20 protein-coding genes are annotated in these 26,607 nt (G+C 58.0%); 18 read left to right on the plus strand and 2 right to left on the minus strand.

Annotation, left to right across the window (positions count from 1 at the left end; genetic code table 11):
• The first annotated feature begins 1 nt into the window (after nucleotide 1).
• The 16 genes from tssF to RT197_RS13200 are packed head-to-tail and all read left to right on the plus strand — an operon-like array spanning nucleotide 2 to nucleotide 22,619.
• The gene (gene tssF / locus RT197_RS13125) at nucleotides 2-1,873 is read left to right on the plus strand and encodes a type VI secretion system baseplate subunit TssF (RefSeq protein ID WP_312951341.1); all 1,872 of its coding nucleotides are present in this window, start codon (nucleotides 2-4) and stop codon (nucleotides 1,871-1,873) included.
• Nucleotides 1,870-2,913 carry a type VI secretion system baseplate subunit TssG gene (gene tssG, locus RT197_RS13130; RefSeq protein ID WP_312951344.1) on the plus strand — a complete coding sequence of 348 codons (1,044 nt, stop codon included), beginning with the start codon at nucleotides 1,870-1,872 and terminating at the stop codon, nucleotides 2,911-2,913. The genes tssF and tssG overlap by 4 nt, the downstream gene beginning before the upstream one ends.
• Nucleotides 2,914-2,963: 50 nt before the next feature.
• Nucleotides 2,964-5,585, plus strand: a complete 2,622-nt coding sequence (gene tssH, locus RT197_RS13135; protein WP_312951347.1) for a type VI secretion system ATPase TssH — start codon at nucleotides 2,964-2,966, stop codon at nucleotides 5,583-5,585.
• Nucleotides 5,586-5,611: 26 nt separating this feature from the next.
• Nucleotides 5,612-7,066, plus strand: coding sequence for a serine/threonine-protein kinase (locus RT197_RS13140; protein WP_312951350.1), 1,455 nt, complete (start codon nucleotides 5,612-5,614; stop codon nucleotides 7,064-7,066).
• Between the two features lie 55 nt (nucleotides 7,067-7,121).
• Nucleotides 7,122-9,053 (plus strand): type VI secretion system tip protein TssI/VgrG, encoded by a 1,932-nt coding sequence (locus RT197_RS13145; RefSeq protein ID WP_312951352.1) that lies wholly within the window; start codon nucleotides 7,122-7,124, stop codon nucleotides 9,051-9,053.
• 18 nt (nucleotides 9,054-9,071) lie between these two features.
• Entirely contained in the window at nucleotides 9,072-11,330 is a 2,259-nt protein-coding gene (locus tag RT197_RS13150; RefSeq protein WP_312951355.1) for a type VI secretion system tip protein TssI/VgrG, read from the plus strand.
• Nucleotides 11,331-11,340: 10 nt separating this feature from the next.
• A complete protein-coding gene (locus RT197_RS13155; protein ID WP_312951358.1) occupies nucleotides 11,341-11,736 on the plus strand; it encodes a DUF3592 domain-containing protein in 396 nt (131 codons plus the stop codon).
• A gap of 59 nt (nucleotides 11,737-11,795) precedes the next feature.
• The gene (locus tag RT197_RS13160) at nucleotides 11,796-14,336 is read left to right on the plus strand and encodes a DUF2169 domain-containing protein (RefSeq protein ID WP_312951361.1); all 2,541 of its coding nucleotides are present in this window, start codon (nucleotides 11,796-11,798) and stop codon (nucleotides 14,334-14,336) included.
• Nucleotides 14,333-15,403: a pentapeptide repeat-containing protein gene (locus RT197_RS13165; RefSeq protein WP_312951363.1), complete on the plus strand. Its 1,071-nt coding sequence runs from the start codon at nucleotides 14,333-14,335 to the stop codon at nucleotides 15,401-15,403. Before RT197_RS13160 ends, RT197_RS13165 begins: the two co-directional genes overlap by 4 nt.
• A gap of 9 nt (nucleotides 15,404-15,412) precedes the next feature.
• On the plus strand, nucleotides 15,413-16,018 hold the full coding sequence (locus RT197_RS13170; RefSeq protein WP_312951365.1) for a DUF3540 domain-containing protein: 606 nt from the start codon (nucleotides 15,413-15,415) through the stop codon (nucleotides 16,016-16,018).
• 9 nt (nucleotides 16,019-16,027) lie between these two features.
• A complete protein-coding gene (locus RT197_RS13175) occupies nucleotides 16,028-16,420 on the plus strand; it encodes a DUF4150 domain-containing protein (protein WP_312951368.1) in 393 nt (130 codons plus the stop codon).
• A 37-nt stretch (nucleotides 16,421-16,457) separates the two neighbouring features.
• Nucleotides 16,458-17,261: a hypothetical protein gene (locus RT197_RS13180; protein ID WP_312951370.1), complete on the plus strand. Its 804-nt coding sequence runs from the start codon at nucleotides 16,458-16,460 to the stop codon at nucleotides 17,259-17,261.
• Complete coding sequence (locus RT197_RS13185; RefSeq protein WP_312951372.1) at nucleotides 17,245-17,712, plus strand: hypothetical protein; 468 nt, start codon at nucleotides 17,245-17,247, stop codon at nucleotides 17,710-17,712. Before RT197_RS13180 ends, RT197_RS13185 begins: the two co-directional genes overlap by 17 nt.
• Nucleotides 17,713-17,732: 20 nt before the next feature.
• Nucleotides 17,733-18,170 carry a DUF1795 domain-containing protein gene (locus RT197_RS13190; protein WP_312951374.1) on the plus strand — a complete coding sequence of 146 codons (438 nt, stop codon included), beginning with the start codon at nucleotides 17,733-17,735 and terminating at the stop codon, nucleotides 18,168-18,170.
• Between the two features lie 17 nt (nucleotides 18,171-18,187).
• Entirely contained in the window at nucleotides 18,188-22,333 is a 4,146-nt protein-coding gene (locus RT197_RS13195) for an RHS repeat-associated core domain-containing protein (RefSeq protein WP_312951377.1), read from the plus strand.
• Nucleotides 22,323-22,619, plus strand: coding sequence for a colicin immunity domain-containing protein (locus RT197_RS13200; RefSeq protein WP_312951379.1), 297 nt, complete (start codon nucleotides 22,323-22,325; stop codon nucleotides 22,617-22,619). Before RT197_RS13195 ends, RT197_RS13200 begins: the two co-directional genes overlap by 11 nt.
• Before the next feature lie 420 nt (nucleotides 22,620-23,039).
• Here the strand turns inward: RT197_RS13200 and RT197_RS13210 are convergent, their stop codons facing one another.
• Nucleotides 23,040-23,903, minus strand: a complete 864-nt coding sequence (locus tag RT197_RS13210; RefSeq protein WP_312951380.1) for a YicC/YloC family endoribonuclease — start codon at nucleotides 23,901-23,903, stop codon at nucleotides 23,040-23,042.
• A 125-nt stretch (nucleotides 23,904-24,028) separates the two neighbouring features.
• On the opposite strand from RT197_RS13210, the gene rph reads away from it, so the two are divergent.
• Entirely contained in the window at nucleotides 24,029-24,745 is a 717-nt protein-coding gene (rph, locus tag RT197_RS13215; RefSeq protein ID WP_194207582.1) for a ribonuclease PH, read from the plus strand.
• A gap of 64 nt (nucleotides 24,746-24,809) precedes the next feature.
• Nucleotides 24,810-25,451 carry an orotate phosphoribosyltransferase gene (gene pyrE / locus RT197_RS13220; protein WP_312951383.1) on the plus strand — a complete coding sequence of 214 codons (642 nt, stop codon included), beginning with the start codon at nucleotides 24,810-24,812 and terminating at the stop codon, nucleotides 25,449-25,451.
• Nucleotides 25,452-25,484: 33 nt separating this feature from the next.
• On the opposite strand, the gene RT197_RS13225 is transcribed toward pyrE, so the two are convergent.
• Nucleotides 25,485-26,501: an SMP-30/gluconolactonase/LRE family protein gene (locus RT197_RS13225; protein ID WP_312951385.1), complete on the minus strand. Its 1,017-nt coding sequence runs from the start codon at nucleotides 26,499-26,501 to the stop codon at nucleotides 25,485-25,487.
• Nucleotides 26,502-26,607 lie beyond the last annotated feature (106 nt).

Raw genomic sequence — 26,607 nt, forward strand, 5'->3', positions numbered from 1 at the left:
CATGGAAAATAAACTGCTCGAATATTACAACCGGGAGCTGGCGTATTTGCGCGAAATGGGGGCCGAGTTCGCCGAGCGCTACCCGAAAGTCGCCGGACGGTTGGGTATGCGTGGCATTGAAGTCGCCGACCCCTACGTTGAAAGACTGATGGAAGGGTTTGCCTTCCTCACCTCGCGCGTGCAGTTAAAAATGGACGCCGAATTTCCGCGCTTTTCCCAGCGTCTGCTGGAGATGATCGCCCCTAACTACCTCGCGCCCACGCCGTCGATGGCGATTGCCGAACTGCAACCGGACAGCGGCAGAGGCGATCTGAGCAACGGCGTAGTCGTCCCGCGCGGCACGATGATGGACAGCCTGGCGCTGAAAAAAACCGGCGTCACCTGTAGTTATATGACCGCCCACGACGTCAACCTGCTGCCGGTGAAAATCGTGAGCGCGGAACTGGGCGGCGTTCCGGCGGATCTGCCTGTGGCGACCTCCGGCGTCAGCCCGCGCGAAGCCTCCAGCGCGCTGCGGATCAGGATCGCCTGCGATGGCCCGCAAAATCTCGGTCATCTGGATTTTGACCGCCTGGAGTTCTTTCTGAGTGGCCCGGACGTTGAGGCGCATAAGCTGCTGGAACTGGTTATGGAGCACCATGTCGGCGTTGTCTGCCAGACGGTCGATCCCCAGCCGAAGCATCAGTGGCTGGGCGAGCGCGCGCTGAAGCAGGAAGGCTTTGCGTCCAGCCAGGCTCTGCTGCCGGAAGACTTACGCAATTTTGACGGCTACCGGCTGCTGCATGAATATTTCGCGTTTCCGGCGCGTTTCCGCTTTGTGAGCCTGAGCGGAATGCGCCCGCTGATCGCCCGCTGCGATCGGGAAAAAACCTTCGATATCATCATCCTGCTGGATAAGAGCGATGAACTGCTGGAGCGGGTGGTTGACGCCCGTCATTTTGCGCTGCACTGCACGCCGGTGGTGAATCTGTTTCCCAAAGTTGCCGCCCGGCAAAAGCTCAGCGACAGCCAGCATGAATATCATCTGGTGGTCGATAACATCCGCCCGCTGGATTATGAAATTTACGCGGTGAATAAAATTTCCGGCAGCGCGGACGGTCAGCGCGATGACCGGGAATTTCGCCCCTTCTGGAGCACGTTCAGCCGCGATGCGGGCGACTACGGGGCCTATTTTTCCCTGCGTCGCGAACAGCGCGTGCTGTCTGAACATGCGTTGCGCTACGGCACCCGTACCGGCTACGTGGGATCGGAAGTTTTTGTTTCGCTGGTTGATGAGCAACATGCGCCGTGGGGTGAAGATCTGCGCTATATCACCGCCGACGTGCTGTGTACCAGCCGCGACCTGCCGCTGATGCTGCAACAGGATCAGGGACAATTTGTGCTGCCGGATTCACTACCGGTGAAAAATCTGACCCTGCGGAAAGGGCCGACGCAGCCGCGTCCGGCGCTGGCGGAGGGGCTGAGCACCTGGCGGCTGATAAGCCAGCTACAGATGAACTACCTCAGCCTGATGGACGGCGAAATGGGTGAAGGCGCTGAAGCGCTGCGCCAGCTATTAGGGCTGTATGCCAGCCTCGCCGAAACGCCGATCGCCCGCCAGATCGAGGGTATTCGCCACTGCGTGCTGAAACCGGTGCACCGCCGCGTCCCGGAACCGGGGCCGATTGTTTTTGCCCGTGGGATTGGCATTACGCTGACGGTCGATGAACAGGCGTTTTCCGGCTCCAGCCCCTGGCTTTTTGGCAGCGTGCTGGAGCGCGTTTTCTCCCGGCTGGTGTCGATAAACAGCTTCACGGAATTTACGCTGAAAAGTCAGCAGCGCGGGGAGATCGGCTACTGGGAACCGCGCATGGGTAAAAGGGCGCTGATATGAGCGACGCGCTGAACATCGAGCCGCCGTTAACGCCGCTGACTCCGCTGCCGGAAAACTTCTGGCGCGAAATGATGCAAACGCCGTGGCGCTACGATCTGTTTCAGCTTCTGCGCCGTCTTGATGCGCAGGGCGGCGAGCGCTACCCGTTGGGACGCTCGCCGCTGCCGAAATTTGAACCGCTGCGCATCGGTCAGAAACCGTCGATGAGCTTTGCATCGTCCACGGTGGCGTCGGTCAGCCGCCGGGAAAAAAGCGGCCTGCATGAGATTTCGATCCACAGTTTCGGTCTTTTCGGCCCCAACGGGCCGCTGCCGGTGCATATCACGGAATACGTTCGTGAGCGGATCCATCATCACCAGGATGACAGCCTGAGCGCGTTTGCCGATCTGTTTCACCATCGCCTGACGCTGCTGTTTTACCGGGCGTGGGCAGATGCGCAGCCTACCGTCTCCCTCGATCGCCACGACAATAAACGCTTTGCGACGTATCTGGCGTCGCTTATCGGCATGGGCCAGCCGGGGCAAATGGAAAAAGGTAGCCTCGACGAACATGCGAGATTTACCCACGCCGGGCATCTCACCCGGCACAGCCGGGACCCGGAAGGGCTGGAAAAAATTCTGCGCAATTATTTCAACGTGCCGGTCACGCTGGTGACCAATGTGCCGCAGTGGATGCCGCTGACGGTGCGCGAGCAGGCCCAGCTTGGTGCGGGCAGGCGGCGGCCCCGGCTTGGCGAATCGGCATTTCTGGGGATCGCCGTGCGTGACGTGCAGCATAAATTCCGCATCGAGCTGGGACCGCTGACGGCGGAAGATTATCAGCGCTTCCTGCCGGACGGACCCTGGCTGACGGCGCTGCGCGACTGGGTGCGTCAGTATCTGGGTATTGAATATGAATGGGACGTGCGCCTCATCTTACGGGCTGAAGCCGTGCAAGGCGCAACGTTATGCGGCGGCGGGCGGCTGGGATACAGCACCTGGCTTGGCCGTCAGCCTCAGCCGGGCGCGCGTGGCGACCTGCTTTTTCCGGTAGAAAAATAGCGTTCTCTTTTTTTCTGTCATCAAAAATCATTTTATCAACGGAACCGATCATGTCAGAAATCAGCCGCGCCGTACTCTTCGGCAAACTGGATACGCTGTTATTTACTTCGCTGGAGAGCGCAACGGCATTTTGTAAGCTGCGGGGAAATCCTTATGTGGAGCTGGTCCACTGGCTCCATCAACTGATGCAGCAGCAGGATGGCGATTTACAGCAGGCGATACGTCATTTTTCCCTTGATGAGCAGGCGCTGACGCGCGATATCGTCGCGGCGCTGGATGCGCTGCCGCGCGGGGCAACCTCCATATCCGATCTTTCCGAGCACATCGACAGCGCCGTCGAGCGCGCCTGGGTTTACGGCTCGCTGAAATACGGCGTCAGCCGCATTCGCGGTGGGCATCTGCTGGCGGGCATTCTGAAAACCTGGAATCTGGCGAACGTCCTGAAAAGTATTTCTCCGCAGTTCAGCCATATCAACGGCGATGCGTTGCTGGAGCAGTTCGACACCATTTTTGCCAACAGTAAAGAGAGCGGGCAGGTCATGACCGCCGCGTCGCCGACTGACGGCGGGCTGATGTCTGGCGGACAAAGCACGCTGGCGCAGTACGGACAGGATCTGACCGCGCGGGCGCGCGAGGGCAAAATCGATCCGGTGAGCGGGCGCGACGAGGAAATCCGCCAGATGGTCGATATTCTGATGCGGCGTCGGCAGAACAATCCGCTGCTGACCGGCGAAGCCGGGGTGGGGAAAACCGCCGTGGTCGAAGGGCTGGCGCTACGGATCGCCGCCGGTGAAGTGCCGGAGCCGCTGAAAAACATTCAGCTCTGGCTGCTGGACATCGGCATGTTGCAGGCCGGGGCCGGGATGAAAGGAGAATTCGAAGCGCGTCTTCAGGCGTTGATCAACGAAGTGCAGTCCAGCGCCACGCCGATTGTGCTGTTTATTGATGAGATCCATACGCTGATCGGCGCGGGTGGACAACAGGGAACGGGCGATGCCGCCAACCTGCTGAAACCTGCGCTGGCGCGGGGGCAACTGCGCACCGTCGGGGCGACGACCTGGGCCGAATACAAAAAATACATCGAGAAAGATCCGGCGCTGACCCGCCGTTTCCAGACGGTGCAGGTTCACGAGCCGGACGAAGAAAAAGCCATTCTGATGCTGCGCAGCACGGTTTCCCCGCTGGAGAAGCATCATCGCGTCCTGCTGCTGGATGAAGCAGTCAACGCGGCGGTGAAGCTGTCGCACCGTTATATTCCCGCCCGCCAGTTGCCGGACAAAGCCGTTGCCCTGCTGGACACCGCCTGCGCCCGCGTGGCGGTCAGCCAGAGCGCCACGCCGCCGCAGCTTGAAGATTGCCTGCACCGCATTGCCGCGCTGGAGGTGGAAATCGGCATCGCCGGGCGCGAAGCCAGAGTCGGAGCGGGGAACCGCGAGCGTGTCGCCACCCTGATTGCCGCCCGCGAGCAGAGTGGAGCGGAGCGTGACGCGCTGACCCTGCGCTGGCAGCAGGAGCGCGAACTGGTCGAAGCGATTATTGATATCCGTGCGCAGCTTCACGCGCAGGACGATGAAGCGGCCCAGGAGCCGTTGCGCGCTGCGCTGGCGGAAAAACAGCAGGCGCTGGTGCAGTTGCAGGGCGAAACGCCGCTGCTGTTCGCTGCCGTCGATGAAAACGTGGTCGCGTCGGTGGTCTCTGACTGGACCGGCATTCCGCTGGGGCGAATGGTTAAAAACGAAATCGACGCGGTTCTGCAACTGGCGGACACTCTCAACCAGCGGGTGATCGGTCAGCGTCACGGGCTGGAGCTTATCGCGAAACGCGTCCAGACATCGCGCGCGCGCCTTGACGATCCTAATAAGCCGATGGGCGTTTTCATGCTCTGCGGTCCTTCCGGGGTGGGCAAAACTGAAACCGCGCTGGCGCTGGCGGAATCGCTGTACGGCGGCGAGCAGAACGTCATCACCATTAACATGAGCGAGTTTCAGGAAGCGCATACCGTATCCACGCTCAAAGGCGCGCCTCCGGGATACGTCGGCTACGGCGAGGGCGGCGTGTTAACCGAGGCGGTGCGTCGGCGGCCTTACAGCGTGGTGCTGCTTGATGAAATCGAAAAAGCGCACCCCGACGTGCATGAGATTTTCTTCCAGGTTTTTGATAAAGGCTGGATGGAGGATGGCGAAGGGCGGCATATCGATTTTCGCAATACCATCATCATTCTGACCTCCAACGTCGGCACGGATCTGATTAGCGCTATGTGCGCCGACCCGGATTTAATCCCGGAGCCGGAAGCGCTGGGCAGCGCGCTGCGTCAGCCGTTATTACAGGTCTTCCCGCCTGCGCTACTGGGGCGTTTGCTGGTGGTGCCGTATTACCCGCTCAGCGATGACATGCTGGCGCAAATTGTGCGTCTGCAATTGAAGCGCATTCAGCGTCGTCTTGAAGAAAACCACGGCATTATTTCAGAGATAGATGACAGCGTGATCCAACACATTGTGCAACGGTGTACGGAAGTCGAGTCGGGCGGACGTATGGTTGACGCCATTCTTACTAACACATTGCTTCCGCAGATGAGCCAAATTTTGCTAACCGCCAGCCGCAGTGATGAGCAGTATCAACGCCTGCATATTACCTGCGAGCAGGGCGAGTTTCATTGTCAGTTTGCCGCGTAACGCGATCATAAAGAGAGCTTTTGACTATGACGGATAATGATAACAATCGGACTGTCCCTAACGCACTGCCGATCGGATACCGCTTTAACGAGTTTGAAATTAAAGAGGTGATCGGCGGCGGCGGCTTTGGCATCGTGTACCGGGCCTGGGATCACCAGCTTGAGCGCACCATCGCTATTAAAGAATTTATGCCCGCTTCTCTGGCGATCCGTAACGATGATATGAATCTGGTGCTGCGCAGCGAGCGCTTCAGCAAAGCCTTTTCCGCCGGGCTGAACAGTTTTATCCAGGAGGCGCGGTTACTGGCGCGCTTTAATCATCCTAATCTGGTGCACGTACTGCGCTTCTGGGTACAGAACGACACCGCCTACATGGGCACCCTGTTTTACAGCGGCACCGCGCTTTCCCGGCTGCGTGAACAGAACCCCACGCTGGTGAATGAAGCCTGGATCCGCCGGATGCTGCCAACGCTGCTTGGCGCGGTGAAAACGCTCCATGATGAAGGGTATCTGCACCGCGATATCTCGCTGGATAACATTCAGATGCAGGATAACGGCCTGCCGGTGCTGCTGGATTTCGGCTCGGCCCGCCGCACCATCGGCAATTTGTCCGATGAAACGGAAACCATGCTGCGTCCCGGCTTCGCCCCCATTGAACAGTACACCGATGACAATGAAAGCGAGCAGGGCCCCTGGACCGATATCTACGCGCTTGGCGCGGTGCTGTATACGCTGATTGTCGGCTCGCCGCCGCCGGTGAGCGTGGTGCGCAGTATTCAGGACAGCTATCAACCGCTGGCAGAGCGCCCGTTGCCGGGCTATTCATTACCGCTGTTACAGGCGATTGACCGGGCGCTGGCGCTGCGTATGGAAGATCGCCCGCAGTCGATTGATGAGTTTGCCGCGCTGATTGAGATGCCGGTTGCCGGTCCTGCCGATGGGCTGGGCGTGAAGAAGCCGGGTACGATGCTGGTGCCGGTGGAAGAGCCGGAGGCCGAAGCCTCGGTCCTCGACTGGCGGCGCTATAAAGTCCCCGGCATGATTGCCGTAGGCGTACTGGCAGGCGTTATCGTCGGGGCGCTGGTGTTTGGCGGCAGCGAGAAACAGGCCGCCCCGGACACCGCCAGCGCCACCCCGACCCCACCCGCGCAGACAGCGCCGACGGTGCCGCCCGTTCAGCCAGCGACAACGCCAGCCGAAAGCACCCCGGCAAAAGTCGACAACGCGCCGCCTGCTGCCGTTACCACTCCGCCTGCCGCCGCCGAAGCGGCACCGGTCGCGCTGGTTTACGTGCGTATCCAGAACGGCGAAGCGCTGGCGCTGAACGGCAAAGCGGTATCGCTGACCCCGGCGACCAACGGCTTCGGATCGCTGAAGCTGGCGCCGGGGCGCTACGAGTTCACGGTGCAGGGCAACGGTCAGACCCGTACCCGCGCACTGGAGATCGATAAACCCGGCACATGGTTTATCAATCCGCAATAATAATTCATTCAACGCTGCCCACACGGGCGCGCTGCTGTCAGATCAGGATGTAATCATGCTTAACCGAATTACTGTCCGGCTCCCGGTCGACGGTCTGCTGTTCTGGAAACTCTCCGGTCGTGAAGCGATGTCCGAATCGTTCACGCTGACCCTGACGCTGCTCGGCACCGATGCGCGCATTGACCGCAGCAAACTGCTTGGTCAGCCGGTGACGGTGACCATTCCCACGGAAAGCCTGGCTGCGCCGCGCTACCTTAACGGCAAAATCACCCGCGCGGCGGTCAGCGCCGCCGAACTGTCCGGCACCCGCTACGCGGTGTACCAGCTGACGGTGGAGCCGGACCTGTGGCCGATGAAGCGCGACCGTAACCTGCGTATTTTCCAGGGGCAGACGGTGCCGCAGATTGTCAAAACCCTGCTGGGCGAGTACCAGGTGAACCTGGAGGACCGGCTCACCGGCAGCTACCGGGTGTGGGATTACTGCGTTCAGTACCAGGAAAGCAGCCTGGACTTTATCAGCCGCCTGATGGAGCTGGAGGGCATCGCTTACCATTTTCAGCATGAGGCGGACCGCCACACCCTGGTGCTGACCGATGCCGCCACCCAGCACCAGCCGGTTGCCGGTTATGAAACCATTCCCTATCACCAGACGCCGTCGGGCGGCAGCACGGATGAAGAGGGCATCAGCCAGTGGGCGCTGGAGGACAGCGTGACCCCGGGGATTTACAGCCTCGATGACTACGACTTCCGCAAGCCCGGCGCATGGCTGTTCCAGGCCCGGCAGAACCCGGCCTCGCCGCAGCCGGGGAACATCGACGTTTACGACTGGCCGGGGCGTTTTGTCGAGCACGGGCACGGGGAGTTCTACGCCCGGATACGCCAGGAGCGCTGGCAGGTGGAGCACCAGCAGATCCAGGCCACCGCCACGGCGGTGGGTATCGCGCCCGGGCGCACCTTCGCCCTGAGCAACGCGCCGTTTTTCAGCGATAACGGCGAGTACCTGACCACCGCCGCAGGCTACTACTTCGAGGAAAACCGCTACGCCAGCGGGGACAGCGGCGAGACGGTGCACCGGATCGATTTCACGGTGATCCCGTCGGCGGTGACCTTCCGCCCCGCCCCGGTCACGGCGTGGCCGCGCACTTTCGGCCCGCAGACGGCAAAAGTGGTGGGACCGCAGGGCGAGAGCATCTGGACCGACAAATACGGGCGCATCAAGGTGAAATTTCACTGGGATCGACAGGCGAAAGGCGACGACACCAGCTCCTGCTGGGTGCGCGTCTCCAGCGCCTGGGCGGGCCAGGGCTTCGGCGGGGTGCAAATTCCGCGCGTGGGCGACGAAGTGGTGATCGACTTTATCAACGGCGACCCGGATCGCCCCATCGTCACCGGACGGGTCTATAACGAATCCAGTATGCCGCCGTGGGCGCTGCCTGCCGCCGCCACCCAGATGGGTTTTCTGAGCCGCTCGAAGGATGGATCGGTCGATAACGCCAACGCCCTGCGCTTTGAGGACAAAGCGGGCGAAGAGCAGGTATGGGTGCAGGCGGAACGTAACCTTGATACCAACGTTAAGAACGACGAAACCCACACTATCGAAAAAAATCACACCCAGTTCATCGGCGAAAACGAAACTCTGCGGGTGGTGAAGGACCAGAACGCGGGGGTCAAAGGCAATATTACCTGTCTGACGGGCAATACCCGCAGCGATAAAGTCGTCAATAATTTCACGCTTGCTGCCGGTAATACGCTGCGGCTGGAGTGTGGCGAAAGCGCTATTGAACTCACGCAGGATGGCAGCGTCAATATTATTGGTAATACTTTTAATTTCACCGCCAAAAAAAGCGCCCAGATTAATACCCTCACCGGGGAACTGCATCTGAACCCGGACGGGGGCGGCAATGCGATTGATGCACCGGGCACCGGGCATCAAAGCGATATTCAGCAGGAAGTGGATGAATTTTTCGTTTTTAACGCGGGTAAATAATCGAACGGAATAAACGCTATGCTTAACCGAATTACTGTCCGGCTCCCGGTCGACGGTCTGCTGTTCTGGAAACTCTCCGGTCGTGAAGCGATGTCCGAATCGTTCACGCTGACCCTGACGCTGCTCGGCACCGATGCGCGCATTGACCGCAGCAAACTGCTTGGTCAGCCGGTGACGGTGACCATTCCCACGGAAAGCCTGGCTGCGCCGCGCTACCTTAACGGCAAAATCACCCGCGCGGCGGTCAGCGCCGCCGAACTGTCCGGCACCCGCTACGCGGTGTACCAGCTGACGGTGGAGCCGGACCTGTGGCCGATGAAGCGCGACCGTAACCTGCGTATTTTCCAGGGGCAGACGGTGCCGCAGATTGTCAAAACCCTGCTGGGCGAGTACCAGGTGAACCTGGAGGACCGGCTCACCGGCAGCTACCGGGTGTGGGATTACTGCGTTCAGTACCAGGAAAGCAGCCTGGACTTTATCAGCCGCCTGATGGAGCTGGAGGGCATCGCTTACCATTTTCAGCATGAGGCGGACCGCCACACCCTGGTGCTGACCGATGCCGCCACCCAGCACCAGCCGGTTGCCGGTTATGAAACCATTCCCTATCACCAGACGCCGTCGGGCGGCAGCACGGATGAAGAGGGCATCAGCCAGTGGGCGCTGGAGGACAGCGTGACCCCGGGGATTTACAGCCTCGATGACTACGACTTCCGCAAGCCCGGCGCATGGCTGTTCCAGGCCCGGCAGAACCCGGCCTCGCCGCAGCCGGGGAACATCGACGTTTACGACTGGCCGGGGCGTTTTGTCGAGCACGGGCACGGGGAGTTCTACGCCCGGATACGCCAGGAGCGCTGGCAGGTGGAGCACCAGCAGATCCAGGCCACCGCCACGGCGGTGGGTATCGCGCCCGGGCGCACCTTCGCCCTGAGCAACGCGCCGTTTTTCAGCGATAACGGCGAGTACCTGACCACCGCCGCAGGCTACTACTTCGAGGAAAACCGCTACGCCAGCGGGGACAGCGGCGAGACGGTGCACCGGATCGATTTCACGGTGATCCCGTCGGCGGTGACCTTCCGCCCCGCCCCGGTCACGGCGTGGCCGCGCACTTTCGGCCCGCAGACGGCAAAAGTGGTGGGACCGCAGGGCGAGAGCATCTGGACCGACAAATACGGGCGCATCAAGGTGAAATTTCACTGGGATCGACAGGCGAAAGGCGACGACACCAGCTCCTGCTGGGTGCGCGTCTCCAGCGCCTGGGCGGGCCAGGGCTTCGGCGGGGTGCAAATTCCGCGCGTGGGCGACGAAGTGGTGATCGACTTTATCAACGGCGACCCGGATCGCCCCATCGTCACCGGACGGGTCTATAACGAATCCAGTATGCCGCCGTGGGCGCTGCCCGCCGCCGCGACGCAGATGGGCTTTATGACCCGCAGTAAAGATGGCCATCAGGATAACGCCAGCTACCTTTTCTTTGAGGATAAAGCGGGCAGCGAAGCCATTGAGATGCATTCTGAGAAAGACATGAAGATCTCCGTGGAAAACGACAAGACGGTGGACATTGACGGGCATCTGTCAACCACGGTGAAGAAAACCGAAACGCGTAAAGTTGGCGAGGACGGCACCTTTGCGTTTGCGGCAAAGCGCACCACCACCGTGGAGGATCTGGAAACCAAATCCTACAACAACGGCGAGAAAACCACGGTCGATAAGGGCCGCAATTTCACTATCGTCAGCGGCGGCGAGATTAACAACATCACCGGCAACCGCGACACCACCGTGGATGGCAATGAGACGTACCACATTACCGGAACGCTGACGGAAGACATCGACCTCGGCGTGAAGACCACCATCAAGGGCGCAGGCCGGGATGAAAAAGTTGAGGGCGGCGTGCTGGTCAATATAGACAGCGGCGACTGGACGCAAAATGTTAACGCGGGCGCGATCGGTATTTACAGCCCGAATCTCATTAAGCTGACCAGCGGAACGAAGGTGTTAATCGAATCGCCCGCGTTTGAAACGACCGACACCTCTACCCACAGTTTTGCCGAGCAGGCGATGAGCTACGCCAGTAAACGCATCACCTTTGATACGTTTGCCATCAGCGGGAAATTACTTTCCGCCAGCTGGACCCAGTCTTATTTTTCCTCCACCCCGCTTTCCTTCAGCCATAAAGCTTTCGAATGGAAAAACAGCGCGATGGAGATGAAATTACTGGGCGCATTTATTTCGTCGGGCCAGGTCCATATCAGTTCCAAACTGATGACTTTATTTTTATAGGAAACCAATTATGTGGGATGCAATCGGTCTGACGCTAAAAATCCTTATTGGCGTAATCGCGACCCTCGCTCTGGGGCGACTGTTTTTTTTCGAGTTTATTCCGATGATCAAAGAGGGCATCGTGGAAAACCGGGTGCGGGAAAAAGGAGTGGCGGTCAATGCGGATATTATTGCCGCTCACCAGACCAGCGCCTGGGGCGGGAATAAACCCATTTATTTATTAACCTTCCGGTTTGTTACCGAAGATAACGTGCAGGTTGAATCCAGCCTGTCGAAAGCGCTGACGTTCGAAGAAATCGAAAAATTTAAGCCCGGCAACGGCACCACCATTAAATACGATCCGAAAGATCCGAAGAAAATCGCCTTATATGATAAGCCGCTGATCTTCGGCGATCATATCCGCTGATAGCGATCGTCACAGGCGTTAACGCCTGTCGTTATTATTGCCTTTGAAGGATGCCCGGCATGAAAATCGTAAAGCCTCTGCGCCTGAGCGTACTGAATCGTCCGTACCGCTGGCAGGGGAAAAATCATCTTGGGGTATCGGTGCTGGCGCTGGCGGATATGGGGGAAAATCCCAGACTTCGCCCGGAGATGGAGCTGTGGCAACTGGCGGCCAACGAGTTGCAGACCAGCGGCGGGGTGGTCGATCTGGCGATCCCGAAAGCGCAGGCCGAATTCCTGGCGTCGGGCTATGCCTTTACCCATCATCAGCAGGATAAAACCGCCTGCGCGGTGCGCATTGACGTCGGCAATTTAAGCAAGACGCTGGTGAGTTTCGGCGATCGTTACTGGTCGGGCAATCGGATGACCCCGCCGCAGCCGTTTACGCAGATGCCTCTCGACTGGACCCGCGCTTACGGCGGTGAAGGGTTTGCCGAGAATCCGCACGGCGTCGGCTTTCGCCCCGATATGCGCGAGGGGCATGAGTTTCACCCCCTGCCGAATATCGAACCTTTTGAGGGGCGCATTACCTCGCCGAAGCAAAAGCCGGAGCCGGTCAGCTTCGGGCCGCTGGATCTGCTCTGGCCGCGCCGGTTTAGCCGGATGGGCAAAAAGTATGACGCCAGCTGGCTGCAACAGGATTTTCCCGGCTTCGCACGGGACATCGACTGGCGCGTATTTAACGCCGCCAGCCCCGATCAGTGGTGGGCGGAAAAGGACGCTCTGCCTGCCGGAGCCAACTGGCGCATCTGGAATATGCACCCGGAAAAACCGCTCCAGGAAGGCCGTCTGCCCTTGTGGCAGGCGCGCTGTTTTATCAACCGCCAGCGCGGCGAAGAGACGCTTTTTGAAGAGATCGCGCTGCGCCCGACCACCGTCTGGTTTTTCCCGCACCTGGAACAGATGATCCTCATCTGGCACGGTCATATCCGCATTAATGAAGACGATGCTGCCGACGTGCTGCAACTGCTGCCCGCGCTGGAAAAGCAGGGCGCGTCCCGCTCGGTCAGCCACTACCGCAAGGTGCTGACTCAGCGGATGGATAAAGAGAAAGGCGCGATTTTCGCCTTTCGCGAAAAAGATCTGCTGCCGGAAGAGGCCATCGGCCCGTGGATTGACAGCGAAGTCGCGCAAAACGCCAGCCCGATGAGCGACAACCTGAAGCATCGCGCTCAGCAACTGCAGGAGCAGCATCGGGCAATGCTGGAAAAAAACGGTGGTGATATTAACGACCTGCTTAACGAGATGGACGACCCGCAGATCCCGGCGCTGGAAGACCTGCCGGAATTTATCGAAAAAATGGATCGCCGGATGGCAGAGATGAAAGCGGCGGCGGAAGAGGAACAGCGCGAGCTGGAGAAAAAATATCCGCCGCGGCGCGATGATGACAATCAGCCGCGCGGGCCGGAAGCGATGTATTTAATGCAGGAGATGATGGCGCAGAACACCAGCGCTGTTAGCGAAAGCAAGCTGGCGCAAAGCCGCGAGGCGCTGCATCAGATGTACATGATGTCAGTACAACATCAGCCGCCAGCGCGGCGGCTGACCGGCGATCTGGCGCAGATTATCCGTCAGCGGGCCGAACGCTGCATGGCCCAGGGCGGCGATTTTCGCGGAATGGATCTGACCGGGGCCGATTTTTCCGGTATGGATTTGCGCGGCGCGGATTTCAGCAAAGCGCTGCTGGAGTGTGCGGATCTCAGCCACTGTCAGCTTGACGGTGCCTGTTTTCACCAGGCGATGCTGGCGCGTGCGGAAATGCATCACACTTCCGTGCGCCAGTGCGATTTTACCGGAGCCAGCCTGGCGCTGGCCCAGTGCTGCCACTGTGATTTCAGCGGCGCGCAGCTTAAGGAAACCGCGTTGCAGGAAGCGCTGTTTGATGACTGCGGCTTTGACGACGCGCGGCTTGATAACCTGCTGCTGCGAGAAGCCTGGCTTACCCGCTGCCGCTTCACGCGCGCCACGCTTGAAGGCTGCGTTTTTATGGAACTGACCCTGCCGGAGCTGGATTTCAGCCATGCCCGGCTGAAAAGAACCACGTTTTTGCAATCGACGCTGGAGGCCGCGCGCTTCAGCCACGCGGTGCTTGAAGACTGCTCTTTTATTGAAACCCGCGCAGAGCAGGCGCGATTTGATGAGGCGACGTGGATCAACTGTTCCGCCGTCACGCAAAGCGTCTTCAACGGGGCCGACTTTACCGGCGCGACGTTCAGGTACAGTAACCTGCGTCAGACGGCGTTGCACGGCGCACGCTTTACGCGCGCAAAGCTGGAAAACAGCGATATGAGCGAAGCGGATTGTCGTCAGGCGAATTTTGTCCGCGCCTGTCTGGCGGGCAGCCTGTTTATCCGCACCAACTTCAGCCATGCCGATTTTACCGATGCCAATCTGATGGCTGCCATCTTGCAGAAAAGCCAGCTGGCCGGTGCGGTTTTCCGGGGAGCCAACCTGTTTCGCGCCGATCTCTCCCAGTCCTTTACCAGTAGCGAAACCCGGCTGGACGGCGCGTATACCAAACGGATCAAAAGTCTGCCGAAGCGAGACGGAGAGATAATTTGACAGCACTTAGCGCAGCCGAACTGCAACGGCAGATAAAAGCGGGCGAGGTCATCAGCGAGATAGCGCTGGATGGCGTGGATTTTAAGGGGTACGACCTCGCCGGGGGCATTTTTCAGGCGGTTTCACTCAACGGCGTGGATTTGCGCGGGGTCAGGCTGGAGGAGACGGTTTTTACCGAATGCCCGATGAACGGGGCCGTTTTCGACGGCGCGGATCTTAACAAGACGGCGTTTAACCAGTGTGAACTGGCGAATGCTTCGTTCTGCGACAGCGGGTTAAAAGAGTGCGTCTTCAGCCAGTGCACTTTGACCGGCAGTCGTTTCTCGCGCAGCACGCTGAATACCACGCAGTTTATGAACAACGCCCTGGATGACAGCGCGTTTCATCAGGCCCAACTGCACAGCAGCACTTTCTTTCAATCGACGCTGGCGCGCAGCATCTTTGACGATTGCCAGAGCCTGCAAACGACGTTTTACGATATCGATCTGCGCACCACTTCGCTGGCGCGCGGGCGCTTTGAACGCAGCGTCTTTTTTAAGTGCGACCAGCGCGGCAAAAACTATACCCGTCAGCAGTTTATCGGCTGTCAGTTTACCGATTGCCCGCTGGACGGCGCGCTGTTCAACGGATCGCAGTTAACCCAGTGCAACTTTAAGGGCGCGTCGCTGAAAGCCGCGCAGCTCAACAAGGTGAATGCCAGCCAGGCGCTGTTTATGGAGGCGGATCTGAGCGGCGCGCAGTGCCGGGGTAGCCTTTTCGATCAGGCCATTTTTGCCGGGGCGACGTTGACGCAGACGGATTTCAGCCAGAGCCGCTTCTTTCAGACCATCCTGCATCAGGTCAGCGCCCGGCAGGCGCAGTTCGCCTTTTGCGATCTGACCTACGGCGATTTTACCGGCGCGGATCTGCGCAACGCCGATTTTCGCAGTGCGACCTTTTCCCGTACCCGAATGCACCGCGCCCGCCAGGAAAATGCGTATTTTTCCGGGCGGCAGGGGATTCTGGAATATGACGAAGAACTACTGGCTGCGGAGGCGTGGAGCGTACAGCGCCAGAGCCGGAGCTAAGGAGAGAAGATGAATAAGATTAACCATAAGCTGGCGCAGAGCGTCATGCCGCCAGCGCAGGCGTCCGGGATCGTGACTCACGGCTTCGCCGATGGCAGCCTGACGGTGGAAAGCGAAGGGCGCGGCTGGCACTGCCGCCGCGCGGTAAGCTGTGTGATCGCGCCCCAGGTGGGCGATACGGTGCTGATCGCAAGCGTAGAAAATCAAATCTGGCTGCTGGCGGTACTGGAGCGCGCGGACCCGCATAGCGCTGAACTGAGCGTTCCCGGCGATTTGCGGATTGCCAGCGGGGGCGAGCTTAGCCTCGCCAGCGCTACCCTGCGCGTCAGTGCGCAGAGCGGCGACTGCCATATCAGCGACATGAAATACAGCGGCGACAAACTCTCCGCGTGGGTCACGCTGTCGCGCATTGTGGGCAAACGCGCCGAATCGGTGTGGCAGACCGTGACCCAGATCAGCCATAACCTGCTGCGTACCACCCGGCAGACGGAGCAGGTGCGCGCGGGGCAACTGGATATGAAAGCGGAAAACTATGCCCGGCTGCACGCCCACAATACGCTGATCACCTCAAAGGCGATCACCAAAGTGGATTCAGAACAGATCCATATGGGATAAGGAGCGACTATGTTTGCAAACTGCCAGCTTTTCGGCGTGGATCTCGCCTTCCCGGATGTCTGCCTGACACCGATGCCTGCGCCCACGCCGATCCCGTACCCGGATATCGCGCTGGGTCCCACGGCCATCCCCAACGCGGTGAACATTCTGTTTATGGGGATGCCCGCGCACAATATGGCGACCGTGACGCCGTTGACCAATGGCGATAACCCCGGCGTTGCCACCGGCGTGGCTTCCGGCACGGTGATGGGGCCGTCCCGGCATTTGACCGGCGCATTTACCGTCCTGCTGAAAGGCACGCCCGCCACGCGGATGACCAGCCTTAGCCTGCAAAACTCCACTAATACCGTGGGGATGCGCATTGTGCCGAGCCAGTTTAAAGTGGTGATGCTGGCACCCTGAGCGATGTTGCCGCAACCCTAATCAGGAGACGCCTGCTATGAATATGTATGATTTGCGAAGGCAGCATCTTCATCCTAAAGAATATGAAAATATCGTTTCGCCTTCGTGGGCGAAAAATTATATCCGCAGCCATTTTGTGGTGGTGAGGGGCGCGACGAATCCATTCTTTAGTATTGATGGCATGACCTTAAAAAATCGCTTTGAATATAATCCCAATGCGGCATTTGACCCGCTCTATACGCAGAATCTCAGCAAAATAGAGAGCATGATCGATGCCGGGGATATCGTGGTTATCGATCATCTGCAACGCACCAAATTTTATTATCCGTTTTTCATTTCTGAAAACGGCGAACTGTTTTGCGTGGATGAAAATGCTTACGGCGCGCATTTTGTGAATTACGTGCTGGAAAAATATCGCTCCAGCGTGTCGCAGTCCGGTAAACCGTCGCCCACCCGCAGCGCGTTTGTCCCCGCGACGGCGCAGTACGGGCCGGGATACTGGAAAACGTCGGATAACGATTATCACGGCAGTAAGAATGTGCTTATTATGGCGATTAACCGTCTGACCAGCATGGGCGATGAGGGCCGCGTGTTTGGCTCCGACGGTAAAGATTATATGAACACCTCGCGCGATAAAATTCAGCTCTGGACGCCGTTACCGGCGGACCTGGCGGATGACGCCAGAGCCACTCTTTCACAGCGCTCGGTCATCAGACGCTACGGCGAAAAACGCGCGACCTACCAAAAATATCAGGAAAGCGACGATGCATGGGCGGTCAGCGGTAAATCATGGCAGTGGATCCCCGGCGTAAGAGATGAGGATTATGAATTTAAAAACTAAAATATTTTATTTCTGGGGCGCAATGGATGTGCTGGCTATTGCAATGTACGTCATCGCGTCGGTGTCCAATGGACGGGTGCCCTTTATTTCTGATTTTATCGCCTTTACCGGTATGGATAACAACGTCACCGGCGACGGCGGCTATAGTGTAGCCGTCACTTTGTTTTTTGTTCTCGACCTGATCATGCTGCTGTCGTTATTTGTTTCGGCAGCGCTGTTTTTTAAGAAACACCGTTATGCAGTGCGATTTGCCCTCTGCCAGGAAGTGCTGCGCTTTATTGCCTCGCGCTATTCGCTGGCGCTTTTCCCGGCGCTAACGGGATTATTCGGCGCGGGAAACAACTGGATTTATCTGTCGCTGTTTATTCTCTCTGAACTGCTCAAAATTGGCTCGCTGATTTACGTGATTAAGGCCGACCGTCACGCCGCGCCTCATTCAGTCATTCGTTAATACGGGGTGGAAACCGCTTAATGTCACCACAAAATTCAGTCTGCCTGTTTACTGAAGGCCAGGTCACGCTGCCTGACGGTTATCAGGACCGCACGGTTAACGCCTTTATTCCTCCTGCCGCCCACGCGCCCGCGCTGAATATTGCGCGCGATACTCTCAACCCGGACGAAACGCTGGCTGCGTATATCGACCGTCAACTGGCGCTGATGGAAAAACATCTGAAAGGCTGGAAACAGGGACTGCGCGACGCGGCTACGCTCGGCAATAACCTGTTACAGGGTGAAATCGTCCATGCCAGTTATCTACGCGACGGCAGGCGGATCTGGCAGCAGCAGGCGGTGTTTAATTCCGCAGATCGGCAGGTTCTGGTCTTCACCATGAGTTCTTCTGCCGCATTCAACGATGCGGATAACGCGCTATTTCTCGCCCTGCTCGCCAGTTTTCATTTTCACGCCTGATAATAAGGATTTTTGCCATGTTTGAAGCAGCCCGCATCGATGACGATATCGGTCATTCGGGTGCCCTGGCCGGGATGATCGCCGGAACGATTGTCGGCGGGATCATCGCGGCAGCGGGCGGCTGGGCCTCTACCGCGCTTTTTATCGCGGGCATAGGGGCTTCCTGCCTGGGCGTAGGGCTACTGCTTATCGGCCTCAGCTTTGTTGTCGGTACGGTGTCCGCCAATCTGGCGGTGTCGGCGAGGGACAGCATCGCGGAGGACGGGGCCAGCAGGATGACCAAAAAAGGAACCATCAAAACAGGCTCCCGCAACGTCTTCACCAACAGCAGACGCGCCGCCCTTGCCGTCATCAGCATTGTGGATTGCCAGGACGACGGCCCGACAATGCAGATGTCGGAAGGATCGTCTCTGGTCTTTATCAACAGCCAGCCCGCTTCCCGTATCGGCGACCAGACCACCTGCGGCGCGAAGGTGATGACCGGCTCCGACAACGTGTTTATCGGTGGCCCGCCCAAAGCGATGCTGCCCATCAAGCCAGAAGTGCCTTCGTGGGTCTATAAAGCGTCCGATCTGACGCTGTTATTAGCCGGACTTTTCGGCGGTATACGCGGAGCCGTCGGTAAAGCAGGGGCGATAGCCCGACAGCTGGCGAAGATCCCCGGTATCAATAAAATCATGCAGATCGCCTGCCGCTCCGGCGCGTTGATGGTTGGCCTGGCTGCCGTCGGGATTATCGTTCGCCCGGTGCATATTGTCAGCGGGCAAAAATTCCTCGCGGGTGATGACGAGCTGGATTTTGAGCTGCCCTCCCGCCTGCCCGTGCGCTGGCAGCGCTACTGGCGCAGCGGCAACCCCGGCGACAGCGTGCTGGGGCGCGGCTGGAACCTGTTCTGGGAGACCCGGCTGGAGCGCTATCAGGACGGCCTGGTCTGGCGCGCGCCGACCGGGGATTACGTCTCTTTTCCCCTTGTGCCCAGGGGGATGCGCACCTGGTGCGAGTCCGAGAAGCAATGGCTGGAACATCACCGCGACGATAGCTGGTCGGTGTATGACCTCAGCGGTGAACGCTGGCACTTTGCGCCGTTGCAGGATGACGCGCCCTCCCTGCTACAGCGGCTGTCCGAACCCTGCGGCAACGATATTCTTTTTGAGTGGAACGGGGACCATACGCTTCATGCGCTGACCGACAGCGCCGGCCAGCGCGTGGTTTGCCGTTATGAAGGCAACCGTCTCGTCGGTGCCTGGCTGGATGATGACGTCTGTCTCGTCAGCTACGCCTACGATGAGCAGCGCCAGCTGATCGCGGTATCAGGGCGTGGCGGTCAGCTGCGTCGGCGTTTCCGCTGGCAGGACGGGCTGATGATCGCCCATGAAGATGCCAACGGCTTGCTCAGTGAATACCAGTGGCAGGAGATTAACGGGCTGCCGCGCGTGGTTGCTTTCCGGCACAGCGGCGGCGAGCAGATGACGCTTGAGTATGACTTCGCTAACGGTACGCGCCGTGCCATCCGCGATGACGGAGCCGAGGCGCACTGGCTGATTGACGATGATGATAACGTTGCCCGCTTTACGGACTTCGATGGTCGGCAGACCGCTTTTGTCTACCGCAACGGCGAGCTTTGTGACGTCATCCTGCCCGGCGGCGCTATCCGCGCCAGCGTCTGGGATCATTATGGTCGTATGACGCAGGAGACGGACCCGGCGGGGCGGCAGACGATTTGGCACTGGTATCGCCTGACCGACCGTATCACCCGCATTCAGTATCCTGATTTCACCTCTGACCATAACGAGTACGATCTCAGCGGTCGCCTGCTGGCTGAAACAGATGTCTGTGGCAACACCACAACGTATCACTATGCCGATGCTGAAGAGACGTTGCCGGATCGCATCACCGATGCCATCGGCGGCGTGGTCAGGATGGAGTGGAACCGTCAGGGACTGCTGACGCAGCGTACCGATTGTTCCGGCAGCGTGACCCGCTTCAGCTACGATCGCTTCGGGCAACTGGTCAGCAGCGAAGATGCGGAAGGTAACGTCACCCGCCGGGAATGGAACGCGGCGGGGCTGATTAGCGCAGTGATTTACCCGGACGGCAGCCGCGAGTCGCTAATCTGGAACGAACGCGGTCAGCTCAGCGCCTGGCGTGATCCGCTGGAAGATGAGATGCGCTGGACGTACAACGCGCTGGGCCAGCCGGTCAGCCTTACTGATCGTCTTAACCGCACCCGTCGCTGGCATTACGATCCGCGTGGCAACCTGCTGCGGCTGGAGAACGGTAACGGCGGCGAATACCGCTTTACGCGGGACGCCGCAGGCCGCCTGCTCAGCGAACTCCGCCCGGATGAGACGGTGCGTTATATGGAGTGGGACGCGCGGGGCTTTATGAGCGCGCTGCGGGAGGAGGGCAAACCCGCTGCCGATGGCGGCATCGCCCGGCGTAAGGAGCAGTTCAGCTACGACGACAGCGGCCTGCTGACCGGACGCCGCCACCGCCATGCGGAGTACCGCTATTTGCGTAAACAGAGCGGACAGCTTGCCAGCGTGCAGCGCATTCCCACCGCAGAAGGCGCGGCGCTGGGCATTGAACGCGATAATGTGGACTTTACCCTGGACGCCGCTGGGCGCGTGCTGGGCGAGTCCGGCGTCAACGGCGCGCTTGCCTGTGAGTGGGATGCGCTCGGCAACCTGACCTCCCTCACGCTGCCCGGCGCACAGCAGATATCATGGCTGCATTACGGCTCCGGTCACGTCAGCGCCATTCGTTTTGGGCAGCAACTGGTGACGGAGTTCACCCGCGACCGCCTGCACCGGGAGATCCAGCGCAGCCAGGGCGCACGCGAACAGTTCCGCCAGTATGACCGCCTCGGCAGGCGCACCCTACAGCGCAGCGAACTTAGCACCGATGTCGCCCTGCCGGAGCAAACGATTCTCGAACGCCTTTACCGCTACACCGGACGCGGTGAACTGGCGGGGGTCAGTGACACCCTGCGCGGAGAAATCAGCTATGGCTACGATGCGGAAGGCCGCCTGCTCCGGCACTATGAAGCCAGGCAGGGACACAAGAACAACCATTTCCGCTACGACGCTGCCGATAATCTGGCCGCAAACGATGACGAGTCGCCCGCCGTACCGCTGACCGACAACCGTTTGCAGCACTGGCAGAACCTGTTCATGAAGTACGACGCGTGGGGCAACCTTATCAGTCGCCGCAGCGGTCTGTATGAGCAGCATTTTACCTGGGATGCAGAAAATCGGTTGGTCACAGCCCACGGAACCGGGCCGGAAGGCCGTTTCCGCGCGCACTATCACTATGATGCGCTGGGCAGACGAACCCGCAAAACCGTCAGCACTGGCCGTGGTACCACCACCACCCGCTTTCTCTGGCAGGGCTACCGTCTATTACAGGAACAGCATGAGGGAGGGCGTGACAGCACTTACCTCTACGATCCAAATGAGGCCTGGAGCCCGCTGGCACGTATCGATCACCCCGATACCGCGAATGAGGGTGAGATCCTCTGGTTCAGTACCGACCTGAACAGCGCTCCGCTGGAAGTCACCGACGCCAGCGGCGCAGTACGCTGGAGCGGGCAGTACGGCAGTTTTGGTGAAGTACGCTACCAGAGTGAAGGCCTGTCGCGGCTGGCGAACAGCGCCACGTTGCGGCATCAGCCCCTGCGCTACGCCGGGCAATATGCCGACGGTGAAACGGGTTTACACTATAATCTGTTTAGGTATTATGACCCGCAGGTCGGACGGTTTGTGGTGCAGGATCCGATAGGGCTGGCGGGGGGAGTAAACCTCTATAGTTACGTCAAAAATCCGCTGTCATATATTGATCCACTGGGATTAACTGGATGTTCTGTTAATTTTTCCCCGAAACAATTACAGAAAAAATTCAAACATGCTATTGATTTTGGTGTCCCCGGAAATGCTAGCAAGCAAGGTTTAGAAGTATTCGAAAATGCTATGAGAAATCATATTGATTTACCCGACACGACACCTATAGTTGGTAAATATAGATGGAGTCAGGATGTCTATCATTATTTTAATCCAAAAACCAATCTTAATGTTATGACGGATATGAATGGTAATTTTATATCTGGATGGAAGCTATCAGAGAGGCAAGTGACTGATTTGTTGGAGTTGAAAAATGTGTTCTAAGGAAAATGAAACAGAATTGTTGGGGCTAATAGAGGATTTTATCTCTGGAAATATTCCTGCAATTGAATTTGAAAAAAAATATATTGCTGCATGGCGCCATTATAGAGACTCCGATGATTTCAGTAAAATTGATAAAAATATTCAAATATATGTTGATCGTGTTTTTACAACTTTAGATGTTTATTGCTCTGACCCTGAATTAAGAGATGAAAACGATCTGGATGATAATGAATTATTTAGTGAAATCATCAGGCTAAGTAATAAATGGAAGAAAAATAATTTATAACTAATAAAAGCCGGGAAGAAAATTAAACCTTCCCGACTTTTTATTATTTTACGCTCGTTCAACATACTAAACACTCCGCCTGTCAGTGTCTTAAACGCCTGCTTCACCTTCCTGCATTTCATTACCGCCAGCCATCAGCACGATGCACCCTTCCGTGATCTTCACGGTAACGTCCGTCCCGGTCTCAAACCTGCCTGGGCGAGGCAATCGCATTTTGCCGTGAAGCGAAATGATCACTGGCATCGCTCTGCATTACGCCGGGCAATAGGCCGACGGTAAAACGGACTTACACTATAATTATGCCCCGCAGGTCGGAAGGTTTGTGGTGCAGCAGCCAAAAGACGATCCCAATAAAAAAGCCTGCTTCCCACAGGCTCCCGGAATCACTTCGCGCAGTAAATATCCTGCCCTTAAAATCGCTTACTCAATATTTTGAATCTGTTCCCGCATCTGCTCAATCAGCACTTTCAGCTCAATCGCAGAATTAGTCACTTCAGCATTAATCGACTTCGACGCCAGGGTATTCGATTCGCGGTTAAATTCCTGCATCATAAAGTCCAGACGGCGGCCGACGGCTTCTTTCTTCTTCAGGATGTTCCAGGTTTCTTTAACGTGCGCTTCGAGGCGATCCAGTTCTTCCGCGACGTCGATGCGCTGGGCCATCAGCACCAGCTCTTGTTCCAGACGGTTGTTTTCCAACTGGACGTTAGCATCTTCCAGTTTTGCCACCAGACGTTCGCGCTGCCACTGTAGAATCTCCGGCATATGGGCGCGGACTTTAACTACTTCTGCGCTCACACCGTCCAGCCGCTGTTCGATCAGCGCTTTCAGCGCCTGGCCTTCGGTTTCACGGGCGACGATAAAGTCATCCAGCGTGCCGTCCAGCGCGGCGAGGATTTGAGCGGCAATCGCATCCAGATCCTGTTCCTGAGCGGCCATTACGCCCGGCCAGCGCAGGATATCGACCGGATTAATCTCCCCTTCGTCGCTCTGCATTTTGACCCAGTTCGCGGCAGTCACGAGCTGCTTCGCGAGCTTCTCATTCAGGTTCAGTTCACTCTGGGCACTGGCATCGGGTTCAAAACGCAGGCTGCACTCGACTTTACCGCGCGTCAGGCGGGTACGAATACGCTCGCGCACCACCGGCTCAAGGCTACGGAACTGCTCCGGCAAACGAAAATACGTTTCCAGATAACGCTGGTTTACCGAGCGCATTTCCCAGGTGGCGCTACCCCATTCGCCCTTGATTTCACGGCGGGCATAAGCGGTCATACTGCGGATCATAAACGTTCCTGTTTTTAAAGGAGAGATGGGAGGATTATAGCTATCCATGCCTTGTCATGATAGGAATAACCGCCGGAAGCCCGTATAATGCGCAGCCACATTCGTTTTAAGCCGGAGAATTCAACATGCGTCCAGCAGGCCGTAGCGTCAATCAGGTGCGTCCCGTCACCCTGACCCGTAACTATACAAAACACGCAGAAGGCTCCGTGCTGGTCGAATTTGGTGATACCAAAGTTCTGTGCACTGCGTCTATTGATGAAGGCGTGCCGCGCTTCCTGAAAGGTCAGGGGCAGGGCTGGATCACCGCCGAGTACGGTATGCTGCCGCGCTCAACCCATACCCGTAACGCGCGCGAAGCGGCGAAGGGTAAACAGGGCGGTCGCACGATGGAAATTCAGCGTCTGATTGCCCGCGCGCTGCGTGCGGCGGTGGATCTCAAAGCGCTGGGCGAGTTCACCATTACCCTCGACTGTGACGTGATCCAGGCCGATGGCGGTACGCGCACCGCATCCATTACCGGTGCCTGCGTGGCGCTGGCCGATGCGCTGAATAAGCTGGTCGCAGCCGGTAAGCTGAAAACCAATCCGCTGAAAGGCATGGTGGCAGCCGTCTCCGTGGGCATCGTCAATGGTGAAGCGGTCTGCGATCTGGAGTACGTCGAAGACTCAGCGGCAGAGACAGATATGAACGTGGTGATGACCGAAGACGGTCGCATCATTGAGGTACAGGGAACGGCCGAAGGCGAGCCGTTCACGCATGAAGAGTTACTGACCCTGCTGGCGCTGGCGCGAGGGGGAATAGAGTCCATTGTGGCGACGCAGAAGGCGGCGTTAGAAAATTAGTTTTAAGGCGACTGAGAAGTCGCCTTTTTTTTGCCTGTAATAAAGTGAGATGAGGAGCAGATCCATGAAACCATATCAGCGACAGTTTATTGAGTTTGCGCTTGGCAAGCAGGTACTGAAGTTTGGCGAGTTTACGCTGAAGTCCGGGCGCAAAAGCCCTTATTTCTTCAACGCCGGGCTGTTTAATACCGGCCGCGATTTGGCGCTGTTAGGTCGTTTTTATGCGGAAGCCCTGGTGGATTCCGGTATCGAGTTCGATCTGCTGTTTGGTCCGGCCTATAAAGGCATCCCGATTGCGACTACCACCGCCGTTGCGCTGGCTGAGCATCATGACCGCGATTTACCGTACTGCTTTAACCGTAAAGAAGCCAAAACCCACGGCGAGGGCGGCAACCTGGTCGGTAGCCCGTTGCAGGGCCGGGTGATGCTGGTTGATGATGTGATCACCGCAGGCACCGCCATTCGTGAGTCGATGGAGATTATTCAGGCCCACGGCGCACAGCTGGCGGGCGTACTGATTTCGCTGGATCGCCAGGAACGCGGACGCGGCGAGATTTCTGCCATTCAGGAAGTTGAGCGCGATTACGGCTGCAAGGTGATTTCGATCATCACGCTGAAAGAGCTGATTGCCTACCTCGAAGAGCAGCCGGAAATGGCGGCGCATCTGGCGGCGGTGCGGGCGTATCGGGAAGCGTTTGGCGTGTAAAATTTACCCGGCAGGCTGTCTGCCGGGTAGGGTTCAGATCAGTTTTGCGCCCTGCGTATTCACGAACAGTGAATAGATCGATGTACTGGAAGCCATAAACAGCCGGTTGCGCTGTTCGCCGCCGAAGCACAGGTTGGCGCAGCGCTCTGGCAGCTTAATCGTGCCGATGTGTTTGCCCTGTGGATTGAAAACCCTTACGCCATCCAGTTCTTCCGTCCCGGTGCCCCAGCCGCACCACAGGTTGCCGTCAACGTCGCAGGCAATGCCGTCCGCCGTGCCGTTACCGCAATCAATATGCACCCGTTTGTTTTGCAGCGCGTTATCAACGACATCCCATGCCAGAATGAGTCTGTTTGGTGCGGCGCGGCTTTCCACCACGTACAGGATTTTTTCATCGGGGGAAAAGCATAGCCCGTTCGGGCCTTTCACATCGCCCAGAACCACGCTTAGCTTGCGGCTTTCCGGGTCCAGTCGATAGACATTCTGCGGGAGTTGCGGCGTGGCTTTATGGCCTTCATAAAAACCGGTGATGCCAAACGGCGGATCGGTAAACCAGACTGAGCCATCTGATTTCACGACAATGTCATTAGGCGAGTTAAGCGGTTTGCCCTCAAAGCTGTCGGCCAGCACGGTGATGGTGCCGTCATATTCGGTGCGGGTGATGCGACGGGTATCGTGTTCACAACTGATCAGCCGACCCTGTCGGTCACGGGCATGGCCGTTGGCGTTGTTTGCCGGGCGACGAAAGACGCTGGTTTCTCCACTCAGTTCATCCCAGCGCATGATGGCGTTGTTGGGAATATCACTCCACAGCAGCATTTGCATATCGCCAAACCAGACCGGACCTTCCGCCCAGCGAAAACCGGTGGCGATTTGTTCCACCTTCGCGCTGGCGACCATGTAACGGCGAAAGCTGTCATCAACCGCAATGAGACGTGGATCGGGATAACGTTCGGAAGGTGTCCAGCCGGCAAAACTTTTTTGACTCAGCAGTAACGTTGCGGTTGCCAGCCCGCTCAGTTTTAGCAGTTCCCGTCGTGATGTCGCCATCGAACTTGTCCTTATCTTATAAAAGAGGAGCCTGAAGAATACCAGGAGAGTGGGAGGGGAAAGCATCTGGCAATTCAACGAATTACCCTGGAGCTTTTTACAAATT

This window comes from Superficieibacter sp. (assembly GCF_032071645.1).
Taxonomy (GTDB): Bacteria; Pseudomonadota; Gammaproteobacteria; order Enterobacterales; family Enterobacteriaceae; genus Superficieibacter.